General features: G+C 65.7%; 16 protein-coding genes and 1 pseudogene. 6 read left to right on the top strand and 11 right to left on the bottom strand.

Going from position 1 to position 16,346, the window contains the following annotated elements; genetic code table 11:
• Positions 1 to 50 precede the first annotated feature (50 nt).
• The 7 genes from RMO95_RS08325 to ispD are packed head-to-tail and all read right to left on the bottom strand — an operon-like array spanning position 51 to position 4,443.
• Entirely contained in the window at positions 51 to 1,193 is a 1,143-nt protein-coding gene (locus RMO95_RS08325; RefSeq protein WP_310450147.1) for an AI-2E family transporter, read from the bottom strand.
• Between the two features lie 9 nt (positions 1,194 to 1,202).
• Positions 1,203 to 1,751: a cyclic nucleotide-binding domain-containing protein gene (locus tag RMO95_RS08320; RefSeq protein WP_310450146.1), complete on the bottom strand. Its 549-nt coding sequence runs from the start codon at positions 1,749 to 1,751 to the stop codon at positions 1,203 to 1,205.
• A 39-nt stretch (positions 1,752 to 1,790) separates the two neighbouring features.
• A complete protein-coding gene (gene thpR / locus RMO95_RS08315) occupies positions 1,791 to 2,342 on the bottom strand; it encodes an RNA 2',3'-cyclic phosphodiesterase (RefSeq protein ID WP_310450145.1) in 552 nt (183 codons plus the stop codon).
• Positions 2,339 to 2,836 carry a 2-C-methyl-D-erythritol 2,4-cyclodiphosphate synthase gene (ispF, locus tag RMO95_RS08310; protein ID WP_310450144.1) on the bottom strand — a complete coding sequence of 166 codons (498 nt, stop codon included), beginning with the start codon at positions 2,834 to 2,836 and terminating at the stop codon, positions 2,339 to 2,341. Before ispF ends, thpR begins: the two co-directional genes overlap by 4 nt.
• 1 nt (position 2,837) lies before the next feature.
• Positions 2,838 to 3,161 (bottom strand): thioredoxin family protein, encoded by a 324-nt coding sequence (locus tag RMO95_RS08305; RefSeq protein ID WP_310450143.1) that lies wholly within the window; start codon positions 3,159 to 3,161, stop codon positions 2,838 to 2,840.
• A gap of 38 nt (positions 3,162 to 3,199) precedes the next feature.
• Complete coding sequence (locus tag RMO95_RS08300) at positions 3,200 to 3,724, bottom strand: TlpA disulfide reductase family protein (protein ID WP_310450142.1); 525 nt, start codon at positions 3,722 to 3,724, stop codon at positions 3,200 to 3,202.
• A complete protein-coding gene (gene ispD / locus RMO95_RS08295; RefSeq protein ID WP_310450141.1) occupies positions 3,721 to 4,443 on the bottom strand; it encodes a 2-C-methyl-D-erythritol 4-phosphate cytidylyltransferase in 723 nt (240 codons plus the stop codon). The genes RMO95_RS08300 and ispD overlap by 4 nt, the downstream gene beginning before the upstream one ends.
• Positions 4,444 to 4,491: 48 nt before the next feature.
• On the opposite strand from ispD, the gene RMO95_RS08290 reads away from it, so the two are divergent.
• The 5 genes from RMO95_RS08290 to RMO95_RS08270 all read left to right on the top strand — a co-directional run bounded on the left by RMO95_RS08290 (position 4,492) and on the right by RMO95_RS08270 (position 10,618).
• Positions 4,492 to 5,748 carry an MgtC/SapB family protein gene (locus tag RMO95_RS08290; protein WP_310450140.1) on the top strand — a complete coding sequence of 419 codons (1,257 nt, stop codon included), beginning with the start codon at positions 4,492 to 4,494 and terminating at the stop codon, positions 5,746 to 5,748.
• An 11-nt stretch (positions 5,749 to 5,759) separates the two neighbouring features.
• Positions 5,760 to 7,142: an AmmeMemoRadiSam system protein B gene (amrB, locus tag RMO95_RS08285; protein ID WP_310450139.1), complete on the top strand. Its 1,383-nt coding sequence runs from the start codon at positions 5,760 to 5,762 to the stop codon at positions 7,140 to 7,142.
• Complete coding sequence (gene amrS / locus RMO95_RS08280) at positions 7,118 to 8,215, top strand: AmmeMemoRadiSam system radical SAM enzyme (RefSeq protein WP_310450138.1); 1,098 nt, start codon at positions 7,118 to 7,120, stop codon at positions 8,213 to 8,215. The genes amrB and amrS overlap by 25 nt, the downstream gene beginning before the upstream one ends.
• Before the next feature lie 259 nt (positions 8,216 to 8,474).
• Positions 8,475 to 8,831 carry a hypothetical protein gene (locus RMO95_RS08275; protein WP_310450137.1) on the top strand — a complete coding sequence of 119 codons (357 nt, stop codon included), beginning with the start codon at positions 8,475 to 8,477 and terminating at the stop codon, positions 8,829 to 8,831.
• Positions 8,832 to 9,334: 503 nt separating this feature from the next.
• A complete protein-coding gene (locus RMO95_RS08270) occupies positions 9,335 to 10,618 on the top strand; it encodes a serine/threonine-protein kinase (RefSeq protein ID WP_310450136.1) in 1,284 nt (427 codons plus the stop codon).
• 19 nt (positions 10,619 to 10,637) lie between these two features.
• Here RMO95_RS08270 and RMO95_RS08265 read toward each other — a convergent pair whose 3' ends face one another.
• A complete protein-coding gene (locus RMO95_RS08265; protein WP_310450135.1) occupies positions 10,638 to 11,498 on the bottom strand; it encodes an FHA domain-containing protein in 861 nt (286 codons plus the stop codon).
• Between the two features lie 288 nt (positions 11,499 to 11,786).
• Between RMO95_RS08265 and RMO95_RS08260 the strand changes: the two are divergent.
• Positions 11,787 to 11,966: pseudogene (locus RMO95_RS08260) on the top strand (transposase zinc-binding domain-containing protein); the annotation flags it as partial.
• Positions 11,967 to 12,210: 244 nt separating this feature from the next.
• Here RMO95_RS08260 and RMO95_RS08255 read toward each other — a convergent pair.
• Genes RMO95_RS08255 through RMO95_RS08245 form a run of 3 tightly spaced genes read right to left on the bottom strand, consistent with a single transcriptional unit; the run spans position 12,211 to position 16,290 of the window.
• Entirely contained in the window at positions 12,211 to 14,091 is a 1,881-nt protein-coding gene (locus tag RMO95_RS08255; RefSeq protein ID WP_310450134.1) for a potassium transporter Kup, read from the bottom strand.
• Positions 14,088 to 14,786, bottom strand: a complete 699-nt coding sequence (locus RMO95_RS08250; RefSeq protein WP_310450133.1) for a response regulator — start codon at positions 14,784 to 14,786, stop codon at positions 14,088 to 14,090. Before RMO95_RS08250 ends, RMO95_RS08255 begins: the two co-directional genes overlap by 4 nt.
• Positions 14,779 to 16,290 carry a DUF4118 domain-containing protein gene (locus tag RMO95_RS08245; protein WP_310450132.1) on the bottom strand — a complete coding sequence of 504 codons (1,512 nt, stop codon included), beginning with the start codon at positions 16,288 to 16,290 and terminating at the stop codon, positions 14,779 to 14,781. The genes RMO95_RS08250 and RMO95_RS08245 overlap by 8 nt, the downstream gene beginning before the upstream one ends.
• Positions 16,291 to 16,346: the final 56 nt, after the last annotated feature.

Below are 16,346 nucleotides of genomic sequence, written 5' to 3'. Positions count from 1 at the left end.
TCCCGGATCGTGAAATCGGGTCGTCGGCTGAACTCAAGTCCGACAGGCTGCTAGAGGTCGTTGCTGGCCTGTTCCCGGCGCAAGGCGCGGGCGTAGCGATGGCGTGCCATGAGGCGCGGGTCGGTGACGATCAGGCCGATGGTTTCGCCGATCACCATCACTACCCCCAGTACCGGCAGCACCAGCATCAGGCCCGACACTCCGGCCACGGCGCCGCCGACGAAAATCATCAGCACCGTGACCAGCGGATGCAGTTCCAGGCTCTTGCCTATGGTCAGCGGCATGTACACGAAATCGTCGAGCAGCCGCACCCCGATGAACAGCGCGACCGCCCAGTAAGCCATGCCGGGAGCATCGGGAAAGTCGGTCGCCGCGACCAACACCACCAACAGGCCGCCGAGGATCGAACCGACATAGGGTACCCAGGCCAGCACCGCGCAGATCAACCCCAGCGCCAGCGGGCCGGGTATGCCCAGCAGCCAGAGACCGGCGGCCAGGGTCAGGGCATCGAGCACGGTAAGGTTGATCAGGCCCTGGAAATAGGCGCGGGAGGTGCGGTCGATTTCGTGCAGCAGGAACAGCGTCTTCTCGAAAAAGGCGTTCGGCACCGCGGCGCTGAGAAAGCGCTTGAAGCGGCGCCCGTCGCGCAGAAAGAAAAACGCCAGGAAGGGCGCCAGCAACAGCGACGGAGTCCAGGCCATGATGCCGATAGCGATCGGCTCCAGATGATCGCCGACGCTACCCGCGCCCTGCGTCAGGCGCGCCGCCACGGTATCGGCGAGGTGGGCGCGGGCCAGCGTCGGCCAGTGCGCTTCGAGCGCGCGCAAGGACGCATCGAGCAGCCGCATGCCGCCCTCGGCGTAGCGCTCGACGGTGTTCTGCCAGTCGACAATCTGCCGGGCCACCCACGGCATCAGCGCAACGCCAACGATGACCAGCAACGCCAGGAAAACCAGGGTGACGACGCTTGCCGCGGCATCGCGACTCATGCCGCGATAGATCAGCGCCTTCACCGGCGGATACAGAAAATAATAGAGGATCAGCGCCAGCAGGAAAGGCACCACCAGCCACAGCATCTTCTGGAACACCAGCAGCAGCAGGCAGGTCGCGGCAATGATCGCGGCCCAGACCACCGGGCCGGAGCTGTTGTGAGCCGATCCCGCAGTTGCCGGCGCGTGCTTGAATCCGTTCACGGTCCGGAGCTAGACCATATGCTGATGCGCGCCCACTGCCACGGCCATGTTGCGCATGCGGGCGCCCAGGTGGCACGCCAGCTGGCGCGAAATCTTGGAGGCGATGCGGGCATGGGTGTCGAGCAGGCCGACGAAATCGTCGCGGAAAAACACGATCAGCTGGCAGGGCGTGACGGCGCGGGCCTGCGCCGAGCGCGGCGAGTTGTCCAGCAGCGCCAGTTCGCCGAAGAAGGTGCCGGGGCCGAGCTGGGCCAGCTGCCCACTGTCGCCCTGGCGCCGTCGCGGGTGGAGGGTGGATTCATGCGCAGCGGCTTGCGCGGCGTGGCCGCCATCCCCGTTTTCATGGCGGGAAATCCGCACCTCGCCCGAGGCGACGATGTAGATCGCCTGCCCCTCCTCGCCTTCGTCGAAGATCACCTCGCCACCGAGATAGTGTCGTTCGTGCAGCAGGCCATCGACGATCTGCAATTCGGCCGGCGTCAGGTTCACGAACAGGCTGAGGCTGTGCAGGCGTTCCAGGCGCGGACTGGTTTTTTTGGGGCGAAACAGGCTGACCACGGTATCGGCTCCGTCAGAGTCGTAATGACGGCATTCTAATCAATCGAGGTCCGCTGCGGCGAGCGGAAAGCTGGCCAGCGTCTGATAGCTTGCCGCCGACGGATGCAAATGGGTCTCGACCAGGGCGAATTCGCCGACCGGCCAGCGCACCGGCGTTTCCAGCCGCGGCAGCGACGCGCAACGCACGCGGCGCGCCAGCGTGACATGCGGCACCTGGGCCGAGCCGGAGCGCGCAGCGATCGCGAAGTCGGCCGCACGCAGTTCGGCGCCGAGCCTCTCGCCGAGCCGGCGCAGCGGCGCCGGCGTCTGGCGGCAGCCCGCCCACAGGATGCCGCGCTGCGGCCAGAAACCCAGCCGGTCGAGGCTCAGTTCGAAGGCATCGGCGCGTACCGCGGCCGCGATCCGTTCGAGTTCGGCGACCTGGCTCGGCGTCACCGATCCGACAAAAGCCAGGGTCAGGTGCAAGGACGCCGGACGGATCGCCCGGCCGCCGCCGCCCGCCAGGCTGTGGCCAAGGGCCGCAAGGTGGCCGCTCGCCTCGGCGTCCGGCCACAGCGCGAAGAACACGCGCCGCGAGCGAGCCTCGCTCATGTTGCCGCGCCGGCGCGCACCAGCAGCGCCACGGCCTCGGCGGCAATGCCCTCGCCGCGCCCCTCGAAACCGAGCCGCTCGTTGGTCTTGCCCTTGACATTCACGGCAGCGACTTCGATGCCGAGGTCGGCCGCAATGTTGGCGCGCATCGCCGCGACATGGGGCGCGATGCGCGGCGCCTGGGCGATGACCGTGGCGTCGATGTTGCCGACCTGCCAGCCGGCCTCCCGCACCGCCTGCATTGCGCCGCGCAGCAGGGTCCGGCTGTCGGCGCCCTCCCACTGCGAGCCGGTGTCGGGAAACATGCCGCCGATGTCGCCCAGCCCGGCCGCACCGAGGATCGCATCGGTGATCGCATGCAGCAGCGCATCGGCATCGGAATGCCCAAGCAGGCCGCGCGGGTAGGCGATCTCGACGCCGCCGAGGATCAGCTTGCGGCCCGGCGCCAGCGCATGCACGTCATAGCCCTGGCCGATGCGGTATGGCAGCTTCATTTCAGGAATCCTCCTTCGTGGCGGCGGCATCGATCTGCCGCAATGCCTGTTCGACCTCTGTCTGCCCGCCGGGACGCACCAGGCGGGCCAGCTCCTGGCCTTGCCGCAGGAATATCAGCGTGGGCCAGAGTTTGACGCGGAAGGAACGTCCCAGGCGGCGGCCGGGACCGTCTTCGACCTTGATGTGACGCACCCCGGGATGGGCGCCGAGCGCGGCGGCAATCAGGGGCTGGGCAGCGCGGCAGTGCCCGCAATACGCCGCGCCGAACTCGATCACAGTCGCTTCGCGGATGGCATCGATCTCGTCGCGCGCGGGTTCGCTCACCGGTTCGCTCGCCAATCCGTGCGCCGCCTCTGCCGGCTTCATCGTGCCCCCATGGGAATACCCAGAGCCTTGCCGATCAGCGCCCGCGTCTCGGGACTGTCCCAATCCCTGGCCCCATAGTATTTGCCGACCACGCGTCCACGCGCATCGACCACCACGGTCAGCGGCAGTCGATTGGCGCCCAGCATGTTTTCCAGCAGCAGCCGCTGGTCGATGAAGTGGGCGAAACTCGTCGGGTATTGCTGCAGGAAAGCCTTGGCCTTGTCGGGATAGTCGTCCGTGGAAATGCCGATCATCGCGAATTTCTTGCCTTCGTAGCGCCAGAACAGCCGCTCCAGCGAACCCATCTCGGACCGGCAGGGCCCGCACCAACTGGCCCAGACATTGATGAGCAGCGGCTTGCCGCGAAATTCCGAGAGCTTGCGCGAAGGCCCGGCGAGACCCTGCATGGTCGCCTCGCGCAGCGTGCCGCCGATTTCGACTTCGCCCGGAGCCGCCGCCAGGACCGGCATCGCGCCGCCGACGAGACAGAGCAGGATCAGGCCAAGGATGGCTTTGGTCATCGGCACGGCTTTCCGCGGTTCTGCAGTATCCATTCGGCAAGCTGCAGGTCGAGGGGATAGGTGACCTTGAGGTTGCTTGCGTCGGCCGCCACCAGGCGCGGCGCCAGCCGCAGCGTCTCGATGGCGCTGGCTTCGTCGGTGACCTGCGGCGCGAAATCGAGCGCATCGAGCAGTAGGCGATGGCGGAACATCTGCGGCGTCTGCGCCTGCCACAGGCCGTCGCGCGGGACGGTCTGGCGCACGCGGCCGTTCTCGTCGGCGCGCTTCAGGGTGTCGGCCACCGGCACCGCCAGCAGTCCGCCGGCATCGTCCTCGCCGACCTCGGCGATCAGGTTCTCGACCATGGCGACGGTCAGGCAGGGCCGCGCCGCATCGTGCACCAGCACCCAGTCGTTGCCGATATCCATCCGCTCGCCGAGTTCGCCGGCCATCGCCCGCAGGCCGTTGGCGACGCTGTGCGCGCGGGTGTCGCCGCCGCAGCGCAGGACGTGCAGCTTCGGGCCCAGCGTGGCCATCGCGGCGGCGGGCCAGTGCGCATCGTCGGGCGCCAGCACCACGAACACATGGTCGATCGCCGGAGTGGCGCACAATGTCGCCAGGGCGTGCCAAATCATCGGCTGGCCTGCCAGCGGCAGGTATTGTTTGGGAAGGGCGCGCCCCGAGAGCGCGCCCATGCGCGAGCCTGAACCCGCGGCGGGAACCAGAGCAAGATAGGTCATGCCGCGATTCTATACAATCGGCCTAGGGGAATTCGCGCGAGGACGCACATGTTCGCTGCAGAAGCCGGATACGAAGCCTTGCAGGCCTTTGCCACCAGCATCGGCATCGGCCTGCTGATCGGCCTGGAGCGCGAGCGCCAGTCCGACCTCAAGGCCGGCTTGCGCACTTTCGCCCTGGTCGGACTGCTCGGCTGCCTTTGCGCCTTGTTGGCGCAGGTCACCGACAGCGGCTGGATACTCGCCGCCGGCCTGCTGGCCATCGCCGCAATGATGATCGCCGCGCATGTCGCCGACCCGCTGGACTCCGGCGATCCGGGTACCACCTCGGTGGTCGCGCTGATGGTCTGCTACGCGCTGGGCGCCACGGTCTGGTTCGGCTACAGTTCGACCGCCGTGATGCTGGCTGTCGCCACCACCGTGCTGCTCTACTTCAAGGCCGAGCTGCACGGCATCTCGAAAAGCCTGACCCATGTCGACCTCTTGTCGATCCTGCAGTTCGGCGTGCTGTCACTGGTGATCCTGCCCATCCTGCCCGACCGCAACTTCGGCCCCTACCAGGCCTTGAACCCGCACAACATCTGGTGGATGGTGGTGCTGATCTCCGGCGTATCGCTGGCCGGCTATGCGGCGCTGCGCCTGACCGGGGCGCGGCACGGGGCGGCGCTGATCGGCATCTTTGGCGGCATGGTTTCGTCAACCGCCACCACCATGATCTTCGCCCGCCATGCCCGCGCCAATGTCGATCTGGGGCGCACCGCGATGGTGGTGATCCTGCTCGCCAACATCGTGGTCATGGTGCGCCTCGGGGTGGTTTCGGTCGCCGTGGCGCCCGCTATCGTCGAGGCGCTCTTCGGCGTGCTCGGCTGCGGCATCGCGCTGGGCGTTGCGGCCACGCTCTGGGGCTGGCGCCAGCTCGAGGGTGGCAGCACGCTGCCGATGCCGAACGTCACCAATCCGACCGAGATCAAGACGGCGCTGACCTTCGGCGGCCTCTACGCGCTGGTCCTGGTGCTCTCCGCCTGGCTGCAGGACGTCGCCGGCAGCCGCGGTATCTACCTGCTGGCGCTGGCCTCGGGACTGACCGACGTCGATGCGATCACCCTGTCTTCCTTGCGCATGTTCACCCTGGACAAGCTCAGCGAGGCACAAACCATTACCGCAATAACTCTGGCGACGCTTTCCAATCTCGCCTTCAAGACCGGGCTGGTGGTGGTCATCGGCGGTGCGGCGCTGGCGCGCCGCACCCTGCCGGGATTGGTCGCCATCGCCGCCGGTCTGGTCGGCGGCCTGCTGCTGCTGACCTGAACGAGGCGATCATGACTACCGCTACCCGTCCGCCGGCCGTTGCCGGCATGTTCTACCCCGGCGATCCCGCCAGCCTGCGCGACGACCTGGCGACCTGCCTCGCCGTTGCGCCAGCGCCAACTCTTGAGGCGGCGCCACCCGGCCTGCTCAAGGCGATCATCGTGCCGCACGCCGGCTACATCTATTCCGGCGGCACCGCCGGCCAGGCCTATGCGCTGCTGGCGCCGCTGGCCGGGCGCATCCGGCGCGTGGTGCTGCTCGGGCCCTGCCATCGCGTCGCGGTACGCGGCCTGGCGGCGCCCACGGTCACGGCCTTCGCCACGCCGCTGGGCAACATCGCGCTCGACCGCGCCGCGCTCGATGGCCTGGCCGACCTGCCGCAGATCGTCGCCTCTGATGCCGCCCACGCCCAGGAACATTCGCTGGAAGTGCAACTGCCCTTCCTGCAGACCGTGCTCGGCGAATTCCAGCTGGTGCCGCTGGCCGTGGGCCAGACCGGCGCGCGCGAGGTTGCCCAGGTGCTGGAGCGCCTCTGGGGCGGGCCGGAAACCCTGATCGTGATCAGCTCCGACCTCTCGCACTTCCACGGCTATGCCGAGGCGCAGAAGATCGACCAGGCCACGGCCGAGCACATCCTGGCGCTGGACCAGCTCAGCAGCTTCGAGCAGGCCTGCGGCGCGCTGCCGATCAACGGCCTGCTCGCCTTGGCAAAGCAGCGCGGCCTGCGCATCGAACGCGTCGCGCAATGCAACTCGGGCGACACCGCCGGCGACAAGTCGCGCGTGGTCGGCTATGCATCGTTCGCGCTCTACGAGGCGCCGCAGGAGGCCGCCGCCGATCCCGGCCCGGCGCTGCTGGTGCGTGCGCGCAATGCCATCGCCAGCCACTTCAAGCAGGCAACGCGGGCCGAGCCGGACCATCCGGCGCTGGCGCTGCCCGGCGCGACCTTCGTCACGCTGACCCAGAACGGCCAGTTGCGCGGCTGCATCGGCTCGCTGCAGGCGCATCGTCCGCTCGACCAGGACGTGCGCGCCAATGCCGTCGCCGCCGCCTTCCGCGATCCGCGCTTCCCGCCGCTCAAGGTCGAGGAACTGGCGCGCACCCGCGTCGAGGTCTCGCTGCTGACCGCGCCGCAGCCGATGAGCTTCACCGACGAGGCCGACGCGCTGCGCCAGTTGCGGCCCAACATCGACGGCATCATTTTCATTGCCGGCGAGGGTGGCAAACTCGGAAGAAGCACCTTCCTGCCGCAAGTCTGGGAACAATTGCCGGAACCACGCATGTTCATGGCCCATCTAAAACAGAAGGCCGGCCTGCCTGCCGACTACTGGTCTGCCGAAGTCCAACTACAACGCTATGAGGTGCAGAAATGGAAAGAAGCGCCGATCCCATAAGCGGAGTGCCCGCCCGCTGGTGGCACAAACTGGACGACGGCCGCATCCAGTGCGACCTTTGCCCGCGCGACTGCAAATTGCACGAAGGCCAGCGCGCCGCCTGTTTCGTGCGCGCCATGCAGGGCGGCGAGATGCTGCTGACCACCTACGGCCGCAGCTCGGGTTTCTGCATCGACCCGATCGAGAAGAAGCCGCTCAACAACTTTTTCCCCGGCTCCAGTGTGCTGTCCTTCGGCACCGCCGGCTGCAACCTGGCCTGCAAGTTCTGCCAGAACTGGGACATCTCGAAATCACGCGACATGGACCGGCTGATGGACGACGCCACGCCGCAGGCCATCGCGCGCGCCGCGCAACGTTATGGCGCGCAGAGCGTGGCCTTCACCTACAACGACCCGGTGATCTTCGCCGAGTATGCGATGGACACTGCCGACGCCTGCCACGCCCTCGGCATCAAGACCGTGGCGGTGACCGCCGGCTACATGCATCACGAACCGGCGCGCGAGTTCTATTCGAAAATGAATGCCGCCAACGTCGACCTCAAGGCCTTCACCGACGACTTCTACGTCAAGCTGTGCGGCGCGAAGCTGCAACCCGTGCTCGACATCCTGGCCATGATCCACCACGAGACCGACTGCTGGCTCGAAATCACGACACTGCTGATCCCCGGCAAGAACGACGGCGACGAGGAACTCAAGGCGCTCGCGGCCTGGGTGGCAAAGGAACTCGGGCCGGACGTGCCGATCCATTTCAGCGCCTTCCATCCCGACTGGAAGATGGGCGACATCCCGCCCACGCCGCCGGCGACGCTGGCTCGCGCCCGCCGCATCGCCATGGACGCCGGCCTGCACTACGTCTATACCGGCAACGTGCATGACAAGGCCGGCGACGAAACACTCTGCCCCGGCTGCGGCAAGGCCGTGATCCGGCGCGACTGGTACAGCATCCTCGGCTACGACCTCGACGACACCGGGCATTGCCGGCATTGCGGCACGGCCATCGCCGGGCGCTACGGAAAGTTCGGCAAGCCCTTCGGCCCGCAGCGGATTCCGGTGCGGCTGCACGCGGGCGCGTGAAATCGCCGTCCCGAACTCTGTCTGCCGGGAACTCCGCTTTATGTCCCGGAGGGACGGTATCCAGCCGGACGCGAGCCGACAAGCACCAACTTTCCTTTGCGCAGCCGGAACAAGGCTTACCGTCTGCATGCGGCCCATACCTGCCGGTCGAGCCCCTTAGTCCCAGAACCAATATGGGCGAGGCCAATGGGCAGTTCGCCATGGAGATGCACGAATACTCACCTATACTGGTGCGCATCCCACCGCCGCTGTTTCGTCCATGTCCGCGCCGCCGTTCGGAAAAACTGACCAGTCCGCCACCGGCAAAAGCGGCGGCAAGAAGAAGGTTTTGTGGGCTGTGTTGTTCCTTGCAATGTTTGCTTACCTTGGAAGTTATATCGCCGTCGTTGCCTATGTGCGATTTGGCGGCCAGGCCGTTAAAGACTTCTGCAATCAGGATTTGATCGGTAAGTCTGTGTCTGCGGCAAAGGAACTTGCCGCCAGAAGCGGGTTGGAAATCGTTGAATGGGAGGGATGGCTTCGTGTGACCACGGACCCGAACATGTCCCGACATACCTGCGACCTCAAGGTCAATGCCGGCATAGTGAGATCCGCCAAGGCATCCTTCCGATTCTGATGATCCGTGTGGGCGTTGCGGGCCTGGAACCGCCTTAGCTAGAGGTCTCAGTTCGGCCATCTACCGACACCGACTACGCATAAATTCCCTGCCCCTGAGCGTCGGCTCAAGGCAGGACAGCGGTCATCCCCTATACCTGCATGCCTGACTCGGGCGTTTTGACCTCCCGTCTCCTTTTACATTGCCGCCAGTCCGGAGCATCCGCCGCATTCACTTCACCGCCACTCTCCAGTAGTCAGTCAACAGGGAAAAAGCGCATTCCCTGTAGGAGCGAGCTTGCTCGCGATAAGCCGCTATCGCGAGCAAGCTCGCTCCCACATCCATCGGTTTCAACATGTCTGCTTACAAGGCATCAGCCCGTGTTCAGGGTCTATTCGGGAATGCTTTTCTGCAAATCGTGACGCGACCGGACCAAAATCGGCGATTGACCGCTACACCCGGCGTCAGGCACACTTCTAACAAGCCGGTTGGATTTCCTGTCCTTCACGAGGAGCCCGTGGTAAATGGAGCAAGTTGCTGAAGTCGGTATAGAAAAGTATGAAATCACCCGAGAGCTCGGCAGGGGCGCGACGAGCATTGTTTACCTTGCTTACGACACATTCAACGAACGCGAGGTAGCGATCAAGATCTTCAAACCGGAAATCTTGTCCGACCCCGAACACGGCAATACCTACCGCAAGTTGATCGCCAATGAGGCTGCCCTGGCGGGGCGCCTCAACCACCCGCACATCGTTGGCATCTACGACGCGCTGCTGGGCCAGGACGAAGGCTATATCGTCATGGAATACGTGCAAGGCGAAACGCTGGAAAAATACGGCCATGTCGAGCACCTGCTGCCCGTGGACAAGGTGGTCGAGATCGCCTTCAAGTGCGCCCTGGCGCTCGATTTTGCAAGCCGCAACGGCATCATCCATCGCGACATCAAGCCCGCGAACATCATGCTTTGCGAGGATGGCGCGGTGAAGATCGCCGACTTCGGGGCCGCGATTCTGGCGAAGAACGACGAGACGCAGCTGACCGGGGTCGGCTCGCCTGCTTATATGTCGCCGGAGCAGGTCCGAAACGACACCCTCAGCTACCAGACCGATATCTATTCCCTGGGCGTGGTGATGTACAAGCTGCTCACCGGCCGCCTGCCCTTCGAAGCCGACACCAACTACGGGCTGACCCACAAGATACTGAACGAAGACTCGCCCAGCATCCGCACCCATCGCCCTTCGCTGTCGGCGCGGCTCGCCGACATCGTCACCAAGGCATTGCGCCGAAACACGCCGGAGCGGCATGCCAACTGGCGCGAGTTCACCGAGGATCTGTCGACCATCGCGGAGCTGGATCTGCCACAGGAAGCCGATTCCGAGACCCAGCGCTTCAACATGCTGAAGGCACTGCCGTTCTTTCAGGACTTCAGCGAAATCGAGCTCTGGGAAGTGCTGCGCATAAGCATCTGGGGGCGCGTGCCATCCGGCACCTTCCTGGTCGACGAGGGGACCAAGGGCAACTTCTTCTTTGTCATCGCCGATGGCAGCGTGGGCGTGGTCAAGGGCAACAAGAAGCTGAGCACGCTGGGCAAGGGGCACTGTTTTGGCGAGATGTGCTACATCCGGCAGGGCGCGCTGACGCGCACCGCCACCATCGTGGCCGACACGCCCGTCACCCTCTTCAAGATCAAGGCCGACTCCTTGCACAAGGCGTCGGAAAACTGCCAGCTCCGGTTCAATCGCTCGTTCATGAACATCCTGGTCGACCGGCTGGCGCAGGCGACCAGCGAACTGGCCACCGTGTACTGACCCCGCGGCCGGTCGACGGCTAGCGGCCGATCTTTGCGTCGAGAAAGGCCTTGATCTCGAGAAACTTCGGTTCCTCGCGCTTGACGAACTCGACGGTGCAGTCATCGAGGCCCGCCAGCATGAAGCCGGTTTTCGATTCCGGCAGCACAAAGGTGATGTGGCCGGCCAGCAGGGTGCTGGCCGGCTTGAACTGGATCGAGGCGATCGAGTCGATGGGGATGTTCTTGTCGCCCTTGATGCCTTCCAGCAGGTCGCCCTTGAGGCTCTGCAACAGCACCTTGATGCCCATCTTGCGCTTGATCACGACCTCCTTGTCATAGACCTCCAGGAGATCACCCGTTTTCGACTCGGCGCTCATCAAGGCGCCCGGCGCGGTCGCATAGCCAAGCCCGCAGGAAGGGCATTTGTCTTCCGGCGCCTTCGCATCCTTGGGTTGCCGCTGGTAGGCGCAGTGCGGGCATTGGTTCGTCGCCAAGGGGCCGCCGGCCGCCGCCGGCGAGGTCGTCCGCGGCGGTTTCGGCATCCGTTCCTGTTTGGCGGATTCGCGCGCCTGGACCTTGTTCGCCGACGGGCCGGCATCACCGCGCGTGACATCTTCCTCGACGAAGCGAAGTTGACTGGTACCGACCGAAATCAGGTCCTCGTCGCTCAGCAGCAGCCTGGTGATTTTCCTGTCGTGCACGAAGGTGCCATTTGCGCTGCCAAGGTCTTCGATGACGTAGAGATCGCCACAGCGGGTGATTACCGCATGCTCGTTGTCGGCATTGACATTGGCGAGGGGAATCTCATTGGACGCCTTGCTGCCAATGACCATCCGGTCCTTGTTGACCGGAAATTCCCCGAGCACGTGACCATTCGAGTTAACCACCAGCTTCGGCATGTCGCTTCCCTCGAGAATTGAGATATCCAATGGTGCAAGCATAGCGCAAGGACCGGCGCTACGCAGATGCGCCGGGAGTCGCAGGCTTGCAGGCGCACAAGTTCATAACGAGGAGACAAAAATGAAAAGCCTACCCTGTTCATCAGCCTCGCCGCCACCACGTTTTCCACGATTGCGATGACCCAGGCGTCAATCGGCCAGGCTCTGCTGGCCAAGCTCGAACCCAAGGGCATCAAGGGCCCGGCATAACGGGACAAGCGCTTCAAGTAGATGTCGGCCAACACCTGTCTCGAGTGCGGCATCCTCGCTCGCGGTTTCGCCCGAGCTTACTGCGACGAGTGCCAGCACGATTTCCTGATCGCATGCTCCTGCAAATGTCGTGGCGTGTGCCCCTCCTGCAACACGCGGCGCATGGCCGAAACCACGGCGCACCTGGTCGATCACGTCTTCCCGCCGCTACCGGTGCGGCCGGACCCACTCTACGAGACCTTGCTGAAGTGACTGGAGAAGCCAGGTCAACGAGCGGCAGCTTATTGTCGTATACCAGTCACCCAATACCCAACAACCTGAATGACGGCAGTGGGCACTTATGCGCACCTCCCGCTGCACAAGGCCCTTGCGCGAGCGCGACTTACCCCCTGAATCGAGACGCCGTCGCCCAGCCCGATAGTTGGCGCTGGCAACACGGCGCCGCGCCGGAACGCGACCCTCGCTACAGCGTCACCCGCGTCCCCAGTTCCACCACCTGGTTCGGCGGCAGGCCGAAGAAGTCGGCGGCGGTGCGGGCATTGCGGCACAACCCCGAGAACAGCGCCTTGCGCCAGTAAGGCATGGCCGCGCCGACGCGAGGCACCACGGTTTCGCGGCCGAGGAAGAAGGATGTCGTCATCGCTTCCATGTCCAGGCCCTGCTCGCCGCACCACTCCAGCGCGGCCGGCACATCGGGCGGGTCCATGAAGCCGAAATGGATGTGCACGCGGTAGAAGCGATGCGTCAGGCGCTCGACCACCACCCGCTGCGCGCTCGGTACGCGCGGCACCGACAGCACCGTCACGGTGACCAGCGCCACCTGCTGGTGCAACACCTTGTTGTGCTTGAGGTTGTGCAGCAGCGCATGCGGCACATGCTCCGGGTAGGGCGTCATGAACACCGCCGTGCCGGGCACGTTGATCGTGTCGGGCGTCTCGATGGCGGGGATGAAATCCTTGAGCAGCAGGGCCTGGGTGTCGAGCTTGTCCTGCAGCAGTTCGCGCCCGGCCTTCCAGGTGGTCAGCAGCAGATACACGGCGCCGCCGAAGACCAGCGGGAACCAGCCGCCGTCGAGGATCTTGGTCGAGTTGGCGCCGAGGAAGGCCAGGTCGAGCACCAGCAGCGCGCCGAACACCGGCAGCGCCAGGCGCTTGCGCCAGCCCCACTGGCGGCGCGCGACGAGGTAGGCGAACAGCGAGGTGATGATCATGGTGCCGGTGACCGCGATGCCGTAGGCCGCCGCCAGGTTGGTCGATGACTTGAAGGCCAGCACCAGCGCGATCACGCCCAGCAACATCAGCCAGTTCACGCCGGGCATGTAGATCTGACCCATCTGGCTGCCCGAGGTGTGCAGCAGTTCCATGCGCGGCGCATAGCCGAGCTGGATCGCCTGCTGCGTGATCGAATACACGCCGGTGATCACCGCCTGCGAGGCGATCACCGTGGCCGCCGTGGCCAGGCCCACCAGCGGCAGCAGGAACCAGTCGGGCGCCATCAGGTAGAAGGGATTTTTTATCGTCGCCGGGTCTTCCAGCAGCAGCGCGCCCTGGCCGAAGTAGTTGAGCAGCAGCGCCGGCAGCACCAGGCCGAACCAGGCCAGGCGGATCGGTCGCCGGCCAAAGTGGCCCATGTCGGCATACAGCGCCTCGGCGCCGGTGACCACCAGGAAGACGCTGCCCATGGCGAGAAAGCCCAGAGTTGGATCCGCAGCGAGGAAGGCCAGCGCATGGCCCGGCCAGAGCCCCGCCAGCACCGAGGGATGGCGCAGGATCTGCATCACGCCAAGAGCCGCGAGGGCGGCGAACCAGACGCAGGTGATCGGCCCGAAACTCGCACCCACCTTGGCCGTGCCGTGGCGCTGGATCCAGAACAGCGCAACCAGGATGCCCAGCGTGATCGGCACGATGTAGGGCGCGAACACGGGCGTCGCCACCTCCAGCCCCTCCACCGCGGACAGCACCGAAATCGCCGGCGTGATCAGGCCGTCGCCATAGAACAGCGCGGCGCCGAACAGGCCGAGCAGGATCACCGCCTGCCGCGTGCGCCCGCTGATCCCTTCGTCGGCGAGGACGCGGGCCATCAGCGCCATGATGCCGCCCTCGCCCTTGTTGTCGGCACGCAGGATCAGGCCCACGTACTTGTACGACACCACGACGATCAGCGACCAGAACACCAGCGAGAGTATGCCCAGCACGTTCTCCGGCGTGATCGGCACCGGGTGGTGGGTGTTGCCGAAGACTTCCTTGATCGCGTAGAGCGGGCTGGTGCCGATGTCGCCATAGACCACGCCGAGCGCGGCGAGGGCGAGGACGGCGGTGCTGTCTTTTTGTACTTCGTGGCTCATGACGCGGAATCCTGAAGTTGAAAACGGTAGCCGACCCCGGTTTCGGTCAGTAGGTGACAGGGCCGCGCCGGATCGGCTTCGAGCTTCTGCCGCAGATGGCCGATGTAGATGCGCAAGTAATGGCCGCGTTCGGCGTAGCCGGAGCCCCAGACGTCCTTCAGTAACTGCCGGTGCGTCAGGACGCGGCCGACGTTCGCCAGCAGCACGCCGAGCAAGCGGTATTCGATGGGCGTCAGGTGGATCGTGGCCCCGTCGCGGGTCACTACGCGATGGACGCGGTCGACGCGGATCCGGCCGAACTCGATCACCGTCTCGCCAGCGCCAACTTTCTGCCGCCGCAGCAGGGCGCGCACCCGTGCCCGCAGTTCCTGCACGCCGAAAGGCTTGGTCAGGTAGTCGTCGGCGCCGGCATCGAGCGCCGCCACCTTCTCCGCCTCGGCCGAGCGCGCGGAAAGCACCAGCAACGGCAACATCGTCCAGGTGCGCAGCTCGCGAATCAATTCGACGCCGTCGCGGTCCGGCAGGCCGAGATCGATGATGGCCAGCGCCGGCGCCGGCCCGGTGAAGGCCTCCAGCGCCGCGGCGGCGGACGCGGCTTCGATTACGCGGCCCTCGTCCTCCAGCGCGGCGCAGACGAAGCGCCGGATCTGCGGTTCGTCCTCGACCAGCAGGATCAGCGGGCGCTCGTCATTCACTGGCTTCTTCCTCCAGTACCGGCGGCGTACCCAGCGGTAGCGTGAACGCCATGCGGGTGCCGCCTGCGGCCCTTCGCTCCGCCCATATGCGGCCGCCATGCGCCTCGACGATCGCGCGGCAGATCGCCAGGCCAAGGCCGACACCGCCGGTCGCGCCCGAGTGGCCGCCGCGCGCAAAGAGATCGAACACGTCCTGCGCAGCGTTCGGCGGCAAGCCCGGTCCGGCGTCGGCGACAGACACTTCCACCGTGTCGCCGACAACCCGCGCGGCGATCGCGATCTCGCCCTGCGGCGCATATTTCGCGGCGTTCTCCAGCAGGTTGCAGAACACGCGCTCCAGCAGCACCGCGTCGAATTCCAGCGGCGGCAGATCCGGCGCCAGATCGACGCGAACCTCGCGCTCCGCCAGCAGTCCCGCCATCGCCTTGAGGCTGCTGCCGACGACTTCTTCCAGCGGCTGCCATTCCTTGTTGAGGACTGTCTTGCCGGTTTGCAGGCGGGCCATGTCCAGCAGGTTGTGCACCATCCCGGACAGACGCAGCGCCTGGTCGCGAATCGCCAGCGCCGATTCCAGCGCCGGCGGCGGCAAGGCGGGACGCACCAGTGTCAATGCATCGGCCAGCCCCACCAGCACCGTCAAGGGCGTGCGCAAGTCGTGCGACACGGCCGACAGCAGCGCACTGCGCAGACGCACCGATTCCATGCGCAAAGTGACTTCCTGCAGGACTTCGCCGTAGTGCAGGCGCTCGACGACGATGGCCGTCAGCGATGCCACCGCGTCGAGCAGCGGACGTCTCTCGGCGGCGCAAACCTGCTCGGCATGCTCGCCGAACACCAGCAGCACTCCCCGTGTTCTGACCGGCGAAGCCAGGGGCAGGGCCAGCGCCGGCCGGTAGCCGCTTTCCTCGGCTGCCAGGTGCATCGGCCGCCCCTGCTCATGGACCGCGCGCACATGGGCCTGGCAGCGCTCCGCGTCCTGCCGCGCCGGAATCGCGACCAGCGTCTCGTCGGCACGCGGTAAATAGAGGATCGCCTCGATCTCCAGCCGCCGGCCGAGGAAACTGCGCACGATGTCAGCCACCTGTTCCGCGGAGATCGCGCCGGAAAGCTCCTTGGACATGTCGTAGAGCGCCCGCATCTCGTCTTCCCGCCGCGTGGCCAGCAAGGCCTTTTCGCGCAGGCGTGCGGCCAGTTGGCCGATCACCAGGGCCACTGCCAACATCACGGCGAAGGTGATCAGGTACTGGGCGTCGGCCACCGCCATGGAAAACCGCGGCTCGACGAAAAAGAAATCGAACAAGCCCACGCCGCCGAACGCCGCCAGGATCGCCGGCCCGCTGCCCAGCCGGACCGCCACCAGCGCCACGACCAGCAGGAAGATCATGACTATGTTGGCGGCGTCGACCACGCCCAGCAGGGGCAGGGTCAACAGGGTCGTCGCGACGCAGGCCAGCGCCGCGCGGAAATAATCGCCGATGCGGCTTGACGGGTTGGATTCCCTCATGAATTCATGCTACCCGCCGAGTTGTAAAAAGGGGGTAAAAATCGCCCCTGGAGCGG

The organism is Sulfuritalea sp. (assembly GCF_031426875.1).
In the GTDB taxonomy this organism is placed as follows: domain Bacteria; phylum Pseudomonadota; class Gammaproteobacteria; order Burkholderiales; family Rhodocyclaceae; genus Sulfuritalea.
This window is presented reverse-complemented; position numbering and strand designations above follow the sequence as displayed.

Excerpts from the sequence above, each read along its gene's own strand:
- RMO95_RS08255 (WP_310450134.1), bottom strand. The coding sequence starts at position 14,091 with ATGAGCCACGAAGTACAAAAAGACAGCACCGCCGTCCTCGCCCTCGCC.
- RMO95_RS08245 (WP_310450132.1), bottom strand. The coding sequence starts at position 16,290 with ATGAGGGAATCCAACCCGTCAAGCCGCATCGGCGATTATTTCCGCGCG.
- RMO95_RS08275 (WP_310450137.1), top strand. The coding sequence starts at position 8,475 with ATGTCCGCGCCGCCGTTCGGAAAAACTGACCAGTCCGCCACCGGCAAA.
- amrS (WP_310450138.1), top strand. The coding sequence starts at position 7,118 with ATGGAAAGAAGCGCCGATCCCATAAGCGGAGTGCCCGCCCGCTGGTGG.
- thpR (WP_310450145.1), bottom strand. The coding sequence starts at position 2,342 with ATGAGCGAGGCTCGCTCGCGGCGCGTGTTCTTCGCGCTGTGGCCGGAC.
- ispD (WP_310450141.1), bottom strand. The coding sequence starts at position 4,443 with ATGACCTATCTTGCTCTGGTTCCCGCCGCGGGTTCAGGCTCGCGCATG.
- ispF (WP_310450144.1), bottom strand. The coding sequence starts at position 2,836 with ATGAAGCTGCCATACCGCATCGGCCAGGGCTATGACGTGCATGCGCTG.
- amrB (WP_310450139.1), top strand. The coding sequence starts at position 5,760 with ATGACTACCGCTACCCGTCCGCCGGCCGTTGCCGGCATGTTCTACCCC.
- RMO95_RS08300 (WP_310450142.1), bottom strand. The coding sequence starts at position 3,724 with ATGACCAAAGCCATCCTTGGCCTGATCCTGCTCTGTCTCGTCGGCGGC.
- RMO95_RS08290 (WP_310450140.1), top strand. The coding sequence starts at position 4,492 with ATGTTCGCTGCAGAAGCCGGATACGAAGCCTTGCAGGCCTTTGCCACC.
- RMO95_RS08270 (WP_310450136.1), top strand. The coding sequence starts at position 9,335 with ATGGAGCAAGTTGCTGAAGTCGGTATAGAAAAGTATGAAATCACCCGA.
- RMO95_RS08265 (WP_310450135.1), bottom strand. The coding sequence starts at position 11,498 with ATGCCGAAGCTGGTGGTTAACTCGAATGGTCACGTGCTCGGGGAATTT.